General features: G+C 44.4%; 10 protein-coding genes. All 10 read left to right on the top strand.

Annotated elements, in window-relative coordinates:
* Positions 1–33 precede the first annotated feature (33 nt).
* The 10 genes from lgt to recD all read left to right on the top strand — a co-directional run bounded on the left by lgt (position 34) and on the right by recD (position 15,876).
* Positions 34–939 carry a prolipoprotein diacylglyceryl transferase gene (lgt, locus tag Xbud_RS05210; protein ID WP_099135061.1) on the top strand — a complete coding sequence of 302 codons (906 nt, stop codon included), beginning with the start codon at positions 34–36 and terminating at the stop codon, positions 937–939.
* Positions 936–1,730: a thymidylate synthase gene (gene thyA / locus Xbud_RS05205; RefSeq protein ID WP_099135060.1), complete on the top strand. Its 795-nt coding sequence runs from the start codon at positions 936–938 to the stop codon at positions 1,728–1,730. The genes lgt and thyA overlap by 4 nt, the downstream gene beginning before the upstream one ends.
* A gap of 360 nt (positions 1,731–2,090) precedes the next feature.
* The gene (locus tag Xbud_RS05200) at positions 2,091–2,579 is read left to right on the top strand and encodes a prepilin peptidase-dependent protein (RefSeq protein WP_099135147.1); all 489 of its coding nucleotides are present in this window, start codon (positions 2,091–2,093) and stop codon (positions 2,577–2,579) included.
* 14 nt (positions 2,580–2,593) lie between these two features.
* Positions 2,594–3,217: a prepilin peptidase-dependent protein gene (locus Xbud_RS05195; protein WP_099135059.1), complete on the top strand. Its 624-nt coding sequence runs from the start codon at positions 2,594–2,596 to the stop codon at positions 3,215–3,217.
* The gene (locus tag Xbud_RS05190) at positions 3,210–3,671 is read left to right on the top strand and encodes a YgdB family protein (protein WP_244589854.1); all 462 of its coding nucleotides are present in this window, start codon (positions 3,210–3,212) and stop codon (positions 3,669–3,671) included. Before Xbud_RS05195 ends, Xbud_RS05190 begins: the two co-directional genes overlap by 8 nt.
* Positions 3,668–4,039, top strand: a complete 372-nt coding sequence (locus Xbud_RS05185) for a prepilin-type N-terminal cleavage/methylation domain-containing protein (RefSeq protein WP_099135058.1) — start codon at positions 3,668–3,670, stop codon at positions 4,037–4,039. The genes Xbud_RS05190 and Xbud_RS05185 overlap by 4 nt, the downstream gene beginning before the upstream one ends.
* Positions 4,032–7,412, top strand: a complete 3,381-nt coding sequence (gene recC, locus Xbud_RS05180; protein ID WP_099135057.1) for an exodeoxyribonuclease V subunit gamma — start codon at positions 4,032–4,034, stop codon at positions 7,410–7,412. Before Xbud_RS05185 ends, recC begins: the two co-directional genes overlap by 8 nt.
* A 15-nt stretch (positions 7,413–7,427) precedes the next feature.
* Positions 7,428–10,313, top strand: a complete 2,886-nt coding sequence (ptrA, locus tag Xbud_RS05175; protein ID WP_099135056.1) for a pitrilysin — start codon at positions 7,428–7,430, stop codon at positions 10,311–10,313.
* Entirely contained in the window at positions 10,310–13,969 is a 3,660-nt protein-coding gene (gene recB / locus Xbud_RS05170; RefSeq protein WP_099135055.1) for an exodeoxyribonuclease V subunit beta, read from the top strand. The genes ptrA and recB overlap by 4 nt, the downstream gene beginning before the upstream one ends.
* 17 nt (positions 13,970–13,986) lie before the next feature.
* The gene (gene recD / locus Xbud_RS05165) at positions 13,987–15,876 is read left to right on the top strand and encodes an exodeoxyribonuclease V subunit alpha (protein WP_211283496.1); all 1,890 of its coding nucleotides are present in this window, start codon (positions 13,987–13,989) and stop codon (positions 15,874–15,876) included.
* The last annotated feature ends 14 nt before the right edge of the window (positions 15,877–15,890 follow it).

Here is a 15,890-nt window from a genome sequence, read left to right as displayed (position 1 = left end):
TTCATTCACACAACATTTTTTTAGTGGGGAACGATGAGCACTAGCTACCTGGCATTTCCTAATATTGACCCTGTCATATTTTCAATCGGCCCCGTATCTCTCCACTGGTACGGTTTTATGTATCTGGTTGGTTTTGTTTTTGCTATGTGGTTAGCAAACCGTCGCGCGGCAAAACCAAACAGTGGCTGGAATAAAAACGAAGTAGAAAACTTGCTGTATGCAGGTTTTGCCGGGGTATTCATTGGTGGACGCCTCGGTTATGTTCTGTTCTATAACCTGCCGATGTTCCTGAATAATCCTCTGTATCTGTTTAAAGTCTGGGACGGTGGTATGTCTTTCCACGGAGGATTGGTTGGCGTCATTTGTGCAATGTGGTGGTTCTCGCGCAGAACTAAACGCCACTTCTTGCAAACTGCTGATTTCGTTGCGCCATTGGTTCCTTTTGGCTTAGGTATGGGGCGTATCGGTAACTTTATTAATGGCGAGTTGTGGGGGCGTGTTACGCTTGATACACCGTGGGCAATGCTGTTCCCGGGTTCTCGCAGTGAAGATATCGCACTGGCAACCACCAATTCCTCGCTATGGCCTGTTTTGGAAAAGTATGGTGTCCTGCCGCGCCATCCTTCACAACTGTATGAAATGGTGTTGGAAGGCATTGTACTGTTTATCATCCTGAATTTATTTATTCGTAAACCGCGCCCGATGGGAAGTGTTTCAGGGCTATTCCTGATTGGTTACGGTGTATTCCGTATCATCGTTGAGTTTTTCCGTCAGCCTGATGCCCAACTTGGATTATTTGAAGGGATCAGTATGGGGCAGATCCTTTCCATACCAATGATTTTAGTGGGGATCCTGATGATGGTATGGGCATATAAGTGTTCCCGCAACAATAATACTCGCAATAATATGCGAAACGATAAGGTACAAGAGGCAAAATGAAACAGTATCTGGGTTTAATGAAAAAAGTGCTGGAAGAAGGTACAGCAAAAGATGACCGTACAGGCACAGGAACACTTTCAATCTTTGGTCATCAGATGCGTTTCAATTTGCAAGCAGGTTTTCCGCTGGTAACAACTAAACGCTGCCATCTCCGCTCTATTATTCATGAACTGTTGTGGTTCCTGAATGGTGATACCAATATCAAATACCTGCATGATAATGGCGTTACTATCTGGGACGAATGGGCTGACGAAAATGGTGACTTAGGGCCAGTTTATGGTAAACAATGGCGCGCCTGGGGAGCAGCGGATGGTCGTCAAATCGATCAATTAACCCAAGTTATTGAGCAGTTGAAGAGGGATCCTGATTCTCGCCGGATCATTGTTTCTGCATGGAATGTTGGCGAATTGGACAAAATGGCTTTGGCACCATGTCACGCATTTTTCCAGTTTTACGTGGCAGACGGTAAGCTTTCCTGCCAACTTTACCAGCGCTCCTGTGATGTATTTTTAGGGTTACCATTTAACATTGCCAGCTATGCTCTGTTAGTTCACATGATGGCTCAGCAGTGTGATCTGGAAGTGGGGGATTTTGTCTGGACTGGCGGTGATACCCACCTATACAGCAATCATATGGAGCAGACGAAACTGCAATTGAGCCGTGAACCCAGAACTTTGCCAAAGTTGGTTATTAAGCGTAAGCCTGCATCTCTGTTCGATTATCGATTCGAAGACTTTGAAATCGTAGATTATGATCCGCATCCGGGTATTAAAGCTCCGGTTGCGATTTAATTCTGCATTATCCTTTCCATCCCCTATTTGGGGATGGAAATATTATTTACCCGAAAAAATAATTTATACCTTATATTTCTGCCTGAAAATCTTCTATTTCCTATTGCCAACATCATAGAATAAATAACTTTTTATCTTTCAATCACTAAGTTGAAATCGTTAATTTGTGCAGATTTTAATCTCGATTGGCTATGTTGTTGGGCTGGTTCGCAAATAAAATGTAACAAAGCAATATACTGATTTTTCTCTTCAAATCCCCTCGCATAAATAAAAACTTAGGCTTTTTATTTCCTCCCAAATTGAAGATATTTTCGCCAACAAGAATTTAAACGGGTAAGCAGAGACATAAGCTGGATGCTGATGAGTGATAAATACACTGACAAACAAAGTGGATTTACATTGTTAGAGTTAATGATAGCAATGATCTTAATCTCAATGAGTTTGCTCTGGGGATTGCATAGCTGGGTAAATTACCAAAGCGGTTTGCATTTACAATCAGCCGTGCAGAATGTGTTGTCCTTTATGGAAAGGCAGCAGGCTCTGGCGAATTATATGAATCAGGAACGAACATTGTGGCTGGTGATGGGGCAATCATGGTGTCTGATTTCATCAGTAACCGAAAGTAAGGATTGTCACGGGGGAGAGGGAGAGCGAGTCAAATCACCGCATGATGATGTGGTTCTGGCTTCAGCAACCAGCAATAAAATCGATTTTTATGGTGTCAGAAATACCGCGATGCCAGCCAGCTTTGTTTTGACAAACGCTGCCGGAGAAATAAGTGTCGTGATTTCAGGGCGAGGAAGAATCAGGACATGCAGCAATAATATAAGTCGGCTGCCTCATTGTTAGGGAATAAAAAAACTATGATATGGATGATGTGTCGTTTCAGACAAAAACAATCAGGTTTCTCCTTGCTGGAAGTTCTGGTTTCCATGTTGATTGGCAGTGTGATTTTTATTGCGATGGCAAAGATTTATCCTGTTTTATCCGGTCAGATATTCGATCTCTACCGCCAATACCGTCTTCACTATCTGGTGAATCGGGTAGCTCATATGATGGAAAAAGATCTCAGGCGGGCAGGATATTGTCAGGACAGTAAACGGTGTAAAGGAGAAGCGTTGGTGATTCACAATAAAAATACTGAACCTACCAACTCTTGTTTTATTGTTGCTTTTGACCTTAATTTAAATAATCAATGGGAAGAACCTGAACATACAGCCTCTGAATTCTTTGGTTACCGATTAAATAATCGTGCTCTTGAATGGAAAAGAGGAACAGGAAGTTGTCAGGAAAATAGCTGGGAACGGCTTTTTGATCCCAAAGAAGTCACTATTGACGCTTTTCACCTTGAAAAATCACAGCCAAAAAATAGGCTGATATTTATAGCATTGTCCATCAAAGCCAGTTGGGTGAAGTCTCCTTCTGTTGTCTATCACTACCAAACCACAGTTCGGTTGCGCAACATAAGGAAATCATCTGGTGAATGACTTAGGGCAACAGCATGAAAACCAAAGAGGTAATGCGCTGTTGGTATCGATTCTTATGATGCTGACATTAAGCTTAATGATGCTGAAAGCACTGCATTACCAACAGGAAAATGCCATGTTGATGATGTTTGACGAACAGAAATATCTGAATGCTTTTCAACAGGCAGAGTCATCATTGGCATGGGGTTCAGTACAGCCATGGCCGCTTAATTCACGGGAGTTGGAGAACTGGCTCTGTTTACAGAAATCAGGATCTTATTTGCAAAGTTGCCTCAGGCGCTATCAGGATGATCTTTTCCTGTTAAAGGGAATAGCGCCGTTTTCTGCCGGAGAACATCTTGAACTTTATCAATGGATGAAACAGATGAAAGGTTCAAATCAAGATACACTTACTTCTGTTAAAAGTGGCTGGTTGGATTTTTGTCCTGTCATAGCGGTTGAATTTTGTTTATGAAAATATTTCGCAGACATAAGCAGCAGGATGGCATAAGTTTGCCGGAAGTCATGGTGGCATCTGTTATGTTTGCTGTCTCTCTGTTAGGTTTAATGCGTTACCATCAGGCTCTGTTATCAAATTTCCAGCAGTATTGGTTACAACTTAAGGCAGTAAAACTGGCACATGAGCAGTTGGAACAATATGAGCCATTAAAAGGAAAGATGATCGGAGGTGAAAAGGGAGCACAACAAGGGTGGGAAACCGAGTTTCGACAGGAATTTCATTCATTGGGGTGCTATCAGATAACGGTAACAGTGACAAAAAGCTATAATCCTTCAGGTAAATTAGAACGTTGGTTTTGTACAAGTGGGAGCATTGATGTTTAAAGTTTATCATTCAAATCAACTCGATATTCTGAAAGAGTTGATGGCGATATTTATCAGGAAAAACCCCCTTGCTAACCCATTTGACAAAGAAGTGATCCTGGTTCAAAGCCCCGGTATGTCACAGTGGCTGCAAATTCAACTGGCAGAGAAATTGGGGATTGCTGCAAACATGGAATTTCCTTTGCCGGCAACGTTTATCTGGCAGATGTTTACACAGGTATTGCCTGATGTTCCCAGAGAAGGGGCATTCAGCAAAGATGCTATGAAGTGGAAGCTGATGACACTTTTACCTAACCTGTTAACAGAGCCTGAGTTTATGGCACTCAGGCATTATCTTGATCAGGATAATGATAAACGTAAGATCCACCAGTTGGCTGGCAGGGTTGCTGACCTGTTTGACCAGTACCTGGTTTATCGTCCTCAATGGCTGGAGAGCTGGGAAAGTGGGCAGCTCGTTGATGGACTAAGTGCGAATCAGGAATGGCAGAAACGGCTCTGGATTGAGCTAATAGAGTACACGCATCAACTACAGCAACCTCTGTGGCATCGTGCCAATTTATATCATCGATTTATTTCAGCATTGGAAGATGGAAATTTTTCACAGGAAAAACTACCTTCACGGATCTTTATTTGTGGCATATCTTCCTTACCACCCACCTACCTGCAAGTAGTCAAGGCACTGGGTAAGCAGATTGATATCCACCTGATGTTCACTAACCCGTGCCAATATTATTGGGGTGATATTCAGAATTACGCATTTCTTGCTAAGTTGAACAGCCGTAAACCCAGACATTACCGCAGCCAGCAATCATTAGAACGGTTCAGAGATCCAGATAATGCGCCATCCCTTTTTAATGAAGAAGGGGAACAGAATCTGAGTAACCCTTTACTGGCTTCATGGGGAAAATTAGGAAGAGATAATCTTTACCTGTTGTCCCAGTTGGAGCCGGATGCTGACATCCATGCTTTTGTTGAACTGGAGCCAGATTGTATTCTGCATCAACTCCAGCGGGATATCTTGCATCTTGAAGATCATGCTCAAATTGGCTCTACAGAAAGTACATTCAAAAACAGTCTGAAGAAACGACAGATTGTCTGGGAAGATCGTTCTCTGTCTTTTCATTCGTGCCACAGTCCACAGAGAGAAGTCGAAGTTTTGCAGGATCAAATATTGCGTCTGTTAGATGATAATCCTTCTCTGACACCGAGGGACATTATCGTCATGATGGCCGATATCGACAATTATACGCCCTATATTCAGGCCGTATTCGGTAACGCACCGGGTGAACGTTATATTCCTTTTGCCATTTCTGATCGTAAAGCCCGTCAAGCACACCCGGTATTGCAGGCTTTTATTACTCTATTGGATTTACCTCAGAGCCGTTTTACAGCCGAGCAGGTATTAGCATTATTGGAAGTGCCTTCTCTGGCTGATAAATTCGCAATTCAGGAAGATGGGCTACGTTTATTGCGGCGTTGGGTAAAGGAATCCGGTATTTGCTGGGGGCTGGATGATGACAATATTGAAGCACTGTCACTACCTGCCACCGGGCAGAATACCTGGCATTTTGGTCTGACACGCATGTTACTAGGTTATGCAATGGATAGCCACGCAGGCCCGTGGAATGAAGTTTTACCTTATGATGAATCCAGTGGCCTTGCCGCGGAGCTGGCTGGGCAACTGGCTGAATTTTTGATGGAATTAAATCGCTGGCGCAGGATCCTGAGTGAAGAGCAATCATTAACGGACTGGCTTGGTATTTGTCCACAATTGCTGGAAACCTTTTTTATTGTGGATCATGAAACCGAGCTGGTATTGGCATTGATCACCCAACAATGGCAGAAGGTGATTGAGAATGGCCTGCATGCACATTATGGCAAAAAGATACCCCTGATCTTACTGCGTGATGAATTGGCTCTTCGTTTTGATGATGAGAAGATCAGTCAACGTTTTCTGGCGGGATCTCTGAATTTCTGTACTCTGATGCCAATGCGCTCTATTCCCTTTAAAGTTGTTTGTTTGTTGGGAATGAACGATGGTATTTATCCACGAACAATCCCACCGCTTGGCTTTGATCTGATGACAGAAAAAAGCCAGAGAGGGGACAGGAAACGGCGTGACGATGACCGTTATCTGTTTCTGGAAGCACTGATGTCAGCGGAAGAGTGTTTGTATATCAGTTACATTGGTAAATCAATTCGCGATGATACAGAATGTAACCCTTCCGTATTGGTCAACGAACTGCTGGATTATGTTTGCCAGAGTTGCTGCTTGCCGGGAGATGAGATGCTCAATGTGGATGACAGTGCAAAAAAAGTCAGAAATCATCTGTTGCGGCAACATACGCGTGTCCCTTTTGCTACGGAAAACTTTCAACCTGATCATGAGCTGCAAAGTTATGCGGTTGAATGGCTACCGGCAGCCAGTTTGCAAGGCACTTCCCCCGTTAACTTTGGTCAGCCATTAGATTGCGATTCTCGTGAGGTAACAGAAGTGACGTTGGATGATCTGGTTCGTTTTTATCGCCATCCAGTCAGGGCTTTTTTTCAGCAAAAATTGAAAGTTCATTTTGTTATCGAAGAAACGGAATTACCTGAGGAAGAACCCTTTGTATTGGATCATTTGCAGCGTTATCAATTCAATCAATTGTTATTAAATATTTTGCTTGAACAGAGGCAACCTGAACCACTGTTTTATCATCTCCGTGCATCGGGTGGGTTGCCACACGGTGCATTTGGTGAGGTATATTGGCTGAATCAGCTTGAGGCGATGCAGCCATTGGCAGATAAGATACGAGAAGAGAGAATGGACTCTTCTTTCATAGAGTTACGCCATGAATTAGATGCTGTTACTCTGACCGGAAAAATTAACCAAGTTCAATCTGATGGAATTTTATGTTGGCGTCCAGCGAACTTAACTGCCAATGATGGTATCCAACTATGGATTGAACATCTTGCCTACTGCTTCTCAGGAGGAGAAGGTGAAAGCCGAATGTATGGAAGGGAAAACAGTGCATGGTGTTTTTCACTATTGACAACCGATGAAGCCAAGAACCATCTCAATCAATTGGTTGCTGGCTATTTTCAAGGGATGTCCGAGCCTCTTCCTCTGTTCTGCCGAAGCGGTTGGGCATGGCTGGAGGCTTGTTACGACAAGGGAAGCCAGCAGATCGATTTTAGTGAGGAAGCTCAGCAAAAAGCGGAAAGCAAATTGATGCAGCAATGGCTGGGAACACAAGGAAAAAATGGTGAATTTAATGATGCTTATACTCAAAGAGCTTTCAGGCAGGTGGATCAATCATTTTGGGCACGCATGAAACGCGAAGTGCAGAGCTACTTATTGCCTATGGCGTACTATTTAAAGAAGAAATAGGGAGAATATTAGGTCATGCCTAAATATGTCATTCGCATCATGATGATGCTTTTTTTATTTTTCTGGGGAGTAACAACTTATGCCGAATCGCCTTGGCAACCGTTACTGGAAACGATTCATAAAAGTGAACGTGATTTCCGTGAGTATAGAGCTATCCAACTGAAAAATGGCATGACAGTTCTGCTGGTTTCAGATGAAAAAGCAGTTAAATCATTGGCTGCTGTGGCAATCCCCATTGGTCATATGCAGAATCCGGATAATCAGCTTGGACTGGCGCATTATTTGGAACACATGGTGTTGATGGGATCTAAACGATATCCTCAGCCCGGCAGTTTTGCAGAGTTTTTGCAGAAACACAGGGGAAGCCGCAATGCTAGCACCTCAGCTAACCGTACAGCCTTTTATCTGGAGGTGGAAAATGGCTCTTTGGCAGAAGCGACCAATCGTCTCGCTGATGCTCTTGCGGAGCCTTTGCTGGATCCTGTGAATGCTGATCGTGAGCGTAATGCTGTTGATAACGAGATGACCATTGCTCGTGCCGGAGAAGGGCATCGCATCTGGCAGATCCGTTCTGAAACTCTGAATCCGGCTCATCCGAATTCCCGTTTTGCGGGGGGAAATCTGGAAACCCTGAAAGATAAACCAGACAGTAAGTTACAGACTGCGCTGGTTGATTTTTATCGGCGTTATTACTCTGCCAATTTGATGAAAGGCGTTCTATATGGTAATCAGCCGATAGAAAAATTGGCTCAGATTGCGGTGGATACTTTTGGCCGTATTCCGAATCGACATGCTTCAGTCTCTGCCATTACGGTTCCGGCGATAACAGATAAAGAAAAAGATATCATTATCCATTATGTGCCATCTAAACCTTATAAATCGCTGCAACTGGAGTTCAGGATTGCTGATAACAGCGCTGATTTTCGCAGTAAAACCGATGCCTATATCGGCTATCTGATTGGTAATCGTAGTGAAAATACCCTATCTGACTGGTTGCTGAAACAGGGATTGGCCGAAGGAATTAGTGCCAGTGCCAGCCCGAAAACAGATGGTAATTCTGGCTCATTTGGTATTTATGTCACATTGACAGACAAAGGGCTTGAACAGCGTGATCAGGTTATTGCTGCTATCTTTTCTTACATTAACCTGTTGAAGCAAAAAGGTATTCAAAAGAGCTATTTTGATGAAATGGCTAAAGTATTCAATTTATCATTCCAGTATGCGTCAATCGTACGGAATATGAACTATATTCAGTCGTTAGCTGATGCCATGCTACAGGTTCCTGTTTCTCATGTTCTGGATGCTGGCTATCTTGCGGATGAATACAACCCTCAGGCCATTGCCAGCCGTTTGGCTCAATTGACACCTGAGAATGCCCGCATCTGGTTTATTAGTCCGAAAGAACCACATAATAAAGAGGCTTATTTTGTTCAGGCACCTTATCAGATTAATAAAATCACTCAACAACAGCGTGCGGAGTGGCAAAAACTGGAGAAAGGTACTTCATTCTCTTTACCAGAACTGAACCCTTATATTCCTGATAATTTGTCCTTGATTAAGGCATCTGGCAGCCAGAAACATCCTCAAATGATCCTGGAACAATCGAATGTGCGTCTGCTGTATATGCCAAGCCAATATTTTGCCGATGAACCGAAGGCAAGCATCGCATTGGATCTGCGTAATGCTAATGGTGTGAAGAGCGCCAAAGAACAGGTGACTTACGCTCTGTTGTCTTATTTATCTTCTCTTGCACTGGATCAGCTTGGTTATCAGGCAGCCGTCGGAGGTCTGGCGATTACAACCGGATATGCGGATGGGTTGCAAATCGGGGTATATGGTTACACCCAACATTTACCTGAATTGTTAACTTCTGCTATCAGCCAGTATATGGCGTTTACACCAACCTTGACTGAACTGAAACAAGCGAAGTCCTGGTATCGTAACCAATTGGAAATCTCCAATGAAGGCAAAGCCTATGAAATGGCAATGCAGCTGGTTTCTTATTTATCCAGTGTTCCTTATATTGAGCAGGCTGAACGCTTAAAGGCGCTGGATAGCATCAATGTTGATGATATTGTCAAATACCGTCATGAGATGATCCAGAGTTCTGCTTTACAGGCGGTAGTCTTCGGTAATTTAACCGAAAAACAGAGTATTGATATTGTTATATCTGCACATAAGCAGCTCGCCAACCGGGGTACTGTGTGGTGGAGTGGCGAAAGTATCGAATTGAAGCGTAATTATGCCGTTAACTTTGAAGGCACTGCCAGCAGCACTGATAACGCACTGGCGGAAGTCTACATCCCGACGGGATATGATCGCATTAACGGATATGTCTATTCCAATCTGTTAGGTAGCATTTTATCGCCTTGGTTCTTTGATCAATTAAGAACAACAGAGCAATTGGGCTATGCGGTTTTAGCCTTCAATACAAGGGTAGGAGAACAATGGGGGCTTGGCTTCTTATTGCAGAGTAATAGCAAACAGCCAGATTACTTGCACCAGCGTTACCAGAGTTTCTATCAGCAAGCTGAGAAAAAATTGCAGGTGATGCCTGATGCTGAATTTAAGCAGTATAAAACAGCATTGCTGACAGAAATGCGTCAGCCACCGCAAACTTTTTCTGCGGAAGCATCCCGTTACAGCAGTGATTTTGGCCGTAATAACTTCAAATTTGATTCAAGAGAGAAAATCATTGCTGCTCTGGAAAAAGTAACTAAAGCACAGTTGCTTGAGTTTTACGATAAAGCAGTGATGAAACGTCATGGATTGGCACTGATTTCACAAATTACAGGGAAGAAAGGCTCGCTTCATCAATATGCAGAGTTGAAAGGCTGGAAGACTTACCCGAATGTATCCACTTTCCAGAAACAATTATCGGTTAAGGTGAATGCTCAGTGAGCACAGAAATACCCCGTAACATAACGTCTCATAAACTTAATCCGTTAACATTGCCGCTGCATGGCCAACGGCTGATTGAGGCTTCAGCAGGTACGGGAAAAACCTATACGATAGGTTTACTCTACCTGCGTTTGTTACTTGGATTGGGCGGCAATGCCGCCTTTTCCCGTCCGCTTAATGTTGAAGAGATCTTGGTTGTAACTTTTACCGAGGCAGCAACGGATGAATTGCGTGGGCGTATTCGTGAAAATATCCACCAGTTGCGACTGGCGTGCATTCGGCAGGATAACGCGGTGAATGATCCGGTTTATCAGCAATTGCTGGCAGAGATCCCCGACAGGCAAAGTGCGGCGGATTGGTTACTGGCTGCTGAACGTCAAATGGACGAAGCGGCAATTTACACCATTCATGGCTTCTGTCAGCGCATGTTGGTGCACAATGCGTTTGAATCCGGCATTCTGTTTGAGCAAACGTTGATTCAGGATGAATACCCACTTCGTAAGCAAGGTTGTGCTGATTTCTGGCGGCGTCACTGTTATCCGTTATCGCTATCAATGGCGACGGTGATCAGTCAGGAATGGAGCGGGCCAGAAGCCCTGCTGGAAGATATAACTGATCATCTGCGAGGGGATATACCTTATATCGTCAACGCGCCGGACGGTGATGAAACCTTAGTCAGCCGCCATGAAAAGATCATTGCTTTGATTGACGGGGTCAAACAGCAGTGGAATGAGGTTGTACAGGATTTACAAGCGCTAATTGATAACTCTGGGGTGGATAAGCGCAGTTACAGTAAGAAGAATTTACCTAATTGGCTGAATAGCGTTTCTGAGTGGGCTAAATCGCAAACCAGAGATTATCAGCTTCCTAAAGACTTGGATAAATTTTGCCAGTCAAGGTTGGAAGAAAAAACCAAAAAGGGTGAAGTTCCCCGACATCCCGTGTTTACGGCCATTGATGATTTATATCAGCAACCACTGACCTTACGGGACATTATCATTTCCAAAGCGATTGTTGAAATACGCCAGTCCATCAATCAGGAAAAGCTGATGCGTGGGTATATGGGCTTTGACGACTTGCTGATGCGATTGGATATTGCTTTGAAACGTGAAGGTGGAGAAAAACTGGCGGAAACCATCCGGCAACGTTACCCCGTTGCGATGATCGATGAGTTTCAGGACACTGACCCGCAGCAGTACCGAATTTTTCAGGCCATATATCGTCATCAAACGAAAAATGGTTTGTTGTTCATTGGTGACCCTAAACAAGCAATTTATGCATTTCGCGGGGCGGATATTTTCACCTACATTCAGGCGTGTGCCCAAGTGAGTGCGCATTACACGCTGGAAACAAACTGGCGTTCTTCCGCTCCGATGGTACAAGCGGTCAATAAGTTGTTTTCCCATACAGACCGCCCATTTCTGTTTGACCAAATTCCGTTTATTCACGTCAACTCAGCAGAGAAAAATCACAACCTGAAATTCTTGCTCCATAAGCAGGAACAAACAGCCTTGCAGTTCTGGCTCCAGTCTGGAGAGGGTGTTTCAAAAAGGGATTACGAACAGGGCATGGCACGACTGTGTGCTGCCCAAATCAGGGATTGGTTACTGGCAGGACAGGAAGGGAGTGCGCTGTTGCAGCGGGGCGAAAAAAATCGGCCTGTTACAGCGGCGGATATTACGGTACTGGTGCGTAGTCGCCGTGAAGCCGCACTGATTCGTGATGAATTGAATGAATTGCAGATTCCGTCTGTCTTCCTTTCCAATCGTGAGAATGTATTTGATACGCCGGAAGCTAAGGACTTGCTCTGGCTTTTGCAAGCGGTGTTATCACCAGAAAAGGAACGTGTACTCAGAAGTGCATTAGCCAGTAGTTTATTTGGCTTAAGTGCCCGGCAGATTGATCAGCTAAATCATGATGAAACGGCATGGGATAAGCTGGTGGATGAGTTTGACGGTTATGCCCGGTTGTGGCGCTCACGTGGTGTTTTACCGATGTTACGGGCGGTCATGGGGAAATACCGGATTGCAGAGAATTTGTTGGCAGGATATGACGGTGAGCGTCGTCTGACTGATATTATGCACATTAGTGAACTGTTGCAGGAAGAATCGTTGCAATTGGATAGCGAACATTCAGTGGTTCGCTGGTTGGCACAGCAGATTTCCCGTCCTGATCCACAGCTAGAAAGTCAGCAAATGCGTCTGGAAAGTGATAAACATCTGGTTCAGATTTGTACCATCCACAAATCAAAGGGGCTGGAGTACCCTTTAGTCTGGTTGCCTTTTATTTGCAGCTTCAAAAAACAGGAACGGGCCATTTATCACGATCGTCAGAATTTTGAAACCCATTTCAGTCTCTTTGAGGATAGTGAAAAGCTGGCATTAGCCGATGAAGAACGGTTGGCGGAAGATTTGCGTCTGCTCTATGTGGCTTTAACGCGAGCTGTGTATCACTGTAGTGTCGGTGTTGCGCCATTGATTCAGGGTAATAAGAAAAAAACCGGAGATACGGATTTACATCTTTCCGCCCTTGGTTATTTGGTGCAAAAAGGGCAGAAAGGTGATGCAGAGTTACTGGAATGCAGCTTAAATGAACTCAAAGATGACAATATTCAGGTGATACCGATAAAGGATATCGGAGATGAAAGATGGGAACCCAAAAGTGAAGATGTGCTATTGCTGGCTGCCAGAAAATTCCGGCGTTCCATTCGGGATGACTGGCGGGTGACCAGTTATTCCGGCTTACAGGGTTCGATTTCCCATAATTACATCAGTTCCCAGGCTCATGTCAGTGCGTTTGGCGAATCAGTAGAAGTGATTGTCCAATCCATTGCACCGAAACTTGATATTGACGTCCGTGGTGAAAAACAAGTTGAACCGTCATTGCTGATGACACCGCATACTTTTCCGCGCGGGGCAACAGCCGGAACGTTCTTACATTCAGTTCTGGAAGAGCTGGATTTCAGCTCCCCACCGGATCAGATCTGGCTGGCGGAAAAGCTGACAACCGCAGGTTTTGATGAGAGTTGGGCATCCGTATTGCAGCAATGGATGACGGATATCCAGACCGCAGAGTTAAATGAACAGGGAATGCGGCTTGCTGATATTCCACATTATCATCAACAAAACGAAATGCAGTTTTATTTGCCTGTTGATAATTTACTGCGTTCCAACGCGCTGGATGCCTTGACTCATCGTTATGATCCCTTGTCAGCACAGTGCGCTCCTTTGTCCTTCCATCAGATCAAAGGCATGTTGAAAGGGTTTATTGATTTAGTGTTTTGTTTGCAGGATAAGTTTTACGTGGTGGATTACAAATCGAACTGGTTGGGAGAGAGCAGCGAATCATACACTCAGGAAGCCATGGCCTCAGCCATGATAGAGCATCGGTATGATTTGCAGTACCAACTCTATACGCTGGCACTGCACCGTTATTTACGCCATCGGTTGGCGGATTATGATTATCGGCAGCATTTTGGCGGGGTGATATATTTGTTTCTGCGTGGCATTGATAACAATAATCCGGGGCATGGTATTTATCGCTATTTGCCACCCGTTGAATTTGTTGATGCACTGGATGCGCTCTTTAGTACCGTCGATTGTACTGTTGACTGTATAAACGATGACTGTGCAACTGATGAGGAACAAAGTGCATGAGTGCAGCCATGAATGGAATAATGCCATTATTGCAGCAAGCTGTTGCCCAAAAATTGCTGCGTCCGTTAGATGTGCAGTTTGCCTATGCGATGATTGAAGATGAAAATCCATTGTTATTGCTGATCACTGCCTATTTGAGTGCAGAAGTGGGGGCTGGTCATGTTTGCCTGCTTTTGAACAGGATCTCACCTGAACATTTATTTGAAGGACGACACACTGAGTTAGTGGCATCACTGTGGACTTTCGTAGGAGAACCTAATCAACAACAAATGATTGCTGCTTTGCAGGCATGTCCGGCAATAGGCGATGGGCAATCTCCTACACCGATAATACTTTCTGGTTATCGCCTTTACTTGCAGCGGATGTGGCAAAGCGAACGTCGGATAGCCGCGTTTTTTGCTGATGTGGCATTGGCTGATGATATTGATGAAATTCAGCTACGGAAAATTTTAGATGAGCTTTTTGGTGTTGCTGCTGCAAGTGAAATCGATTGGCAGAAAGTGGCGGCAGCAGTTGCTGTCACCAGTCGTATTTCTGTTATCTCTGGTGGGCCGGGAACCGGAAAAACAACGACGGTAGCGAAATTACTGGCCGCATTGATTAAATTGAACGAAGGAAAGCCATTGAATATTCAACTGGCGGCTCCTACAGGGAAAGCGGCTGCCAGGTTGACTGAATCGCTTGGTGAGGCTGTCAACAAACTTGCTTTGACAGATGAACAACGGTGCAATATCCCTGAGCAGGCACAAACCATCCATCGCTTGCTAGGTGCACAGCCTGAAAGCCAAAAACTCCGTTACCACCGTGATAATCCGCTTGCCCTTGATATCCTGATTGTTGATGAAGCCTCCATGGTAGATTTACCCATGATGGCGCGTTTGATTGATGCCTTGCCAGCAAAAGCAAAAGTGATTTTTCTGGGAGATAAGGATCAGCTGGCTTCTGTAGAAGCGGGAGCGGTATTGGGAGATATCTGTCGTTTTGCTGAACAAGGATACAGTGTCGATCGTGCAAAACAACTGACGAAGTTAACGGGTTGTCAGTTAGTGTCATATTCAGTGTCTGAGCCAGAAGATTTAACTTTGGCAGTGCGGGATTGTTTATGTTTGCTGCGTAAAAGCTATCGTTTTAATTCTGCCTCTGGTATTGGGCAACTAGCTTCAGCAGTCAATCAGGGGGACAGTAAGTGTGTTGCTGCTGTATTAAGGCAATCTCTGCCTGATGTGAATTTTAATCCCCTGGCAGAAGATGAAGATTATCAGCGTTTGTTGATTGAAACCACAGAAGGTTATTACCGCTATTTGGCGCTGGTGAACGAAAAGGCATCTGAAAAGACTATCCTGGCAGAATTTAACCGTTTCAGGTTGTTATGTGCTTTAAGAGAAGGGCCGTTTGGTGTCAGTGGATTGAACCAGCGAGTGGAACAATTGCTGCATCGTAAAGGAATGATTGCTTTGCCCAAATATACGGGAAATCAGTTTATGGAGAATAGGAGCTATGCCGGACGGCCGATCATGATCTTGCGCAATGACAGCACATTGGGATTATTTAATGGTGATATCGGTATTATGCTTAAAGATCAGAATAATGAGTTGAAAGCCTATTTCCAGTTATCTGACGGGCAGATAAAACCTTTTCAGCCAAGCCGTCTGCCCTTACATGAAACGGCTTATGTAATGACAGTGCACAAATCACAAGGCTCTGAGTTTGAGCATACTGCATTAGTGTTGCCAACCCAGTTTTCTCCTGTTGTTAGTCGCGAGCTGGTTTATACGGCTTTGACCCGCGCCCGTGAGAAATTGACGCTATACGCACACAAGGTGGTTTTGTCCAAGGCAGTTGCGACACCCACTCAAAGGCGGAGTGGGTTAGTGGATTCGTTCTCTTGCCGTCGTGACGCAACTTGAAATCTATTGGATAT

Source organism: Xenorhabdus budapestensis (assembly GCF_002632465.1).
Lineage (GTDB): Bacteria > Pseudomonadota > Gammaproteobacteria > Enterobacterales > Enterobacteriaceae > Xenorhabdus > Xenorhabdus budapestensis.
This window is presented reverse-complemented; position numbering and strand designations above follow the sequence as displayed.

Bases quoted from the DNA above. Each gene is read 5' to 3' on its own strand.
- lgt (WP_099135061.1), top strand. From the start codon at position 34: ATGAGCACTAGCTACCTGGCATTTCCTAATATTGACCCTGTCATATTT.
- thyA (WP_099135060.1), top strand. From the start codon at position 936: ATGAAACAGTATCTGGGTTTAATGAAAAAAGTGCTGGAAGAAGGTACA.
- Xbud_RS05200 (WP_099135147.1), top strand. From the start codon at position 2,091: ATGAGTGATAAATACACTGACAAACAAAGTGGATTTACATTGTTAGAG.
- Xbud_RS05195 (WP_099135059.1), top strand. From the start codon at position 2,594: ATGATATGGATGATGTGTCGTTTCAGACAAAAACAATCAGGTTTCTCC.
- Xbud_RS05185 (WP_099135058.1), top strand. From the start codon at position 3,668: ATGAAAATATTTCGCAGACATAAGCAGCAGGATGGCATAAGTTTGCCG.
- recC (WP_099135057.1), top strand. From the start codon at position 4,032: ATGTTTAAAGTTTATCATTCAAATCAACTCGATATTCTGAAAGAGTTG.
- ptrA (WP_099135056.1), top strand. From the start codon at position 7,428: ATGCCTAAATATGTCATTCGCATCATGATGATGCTTTTTTTATTTTTC.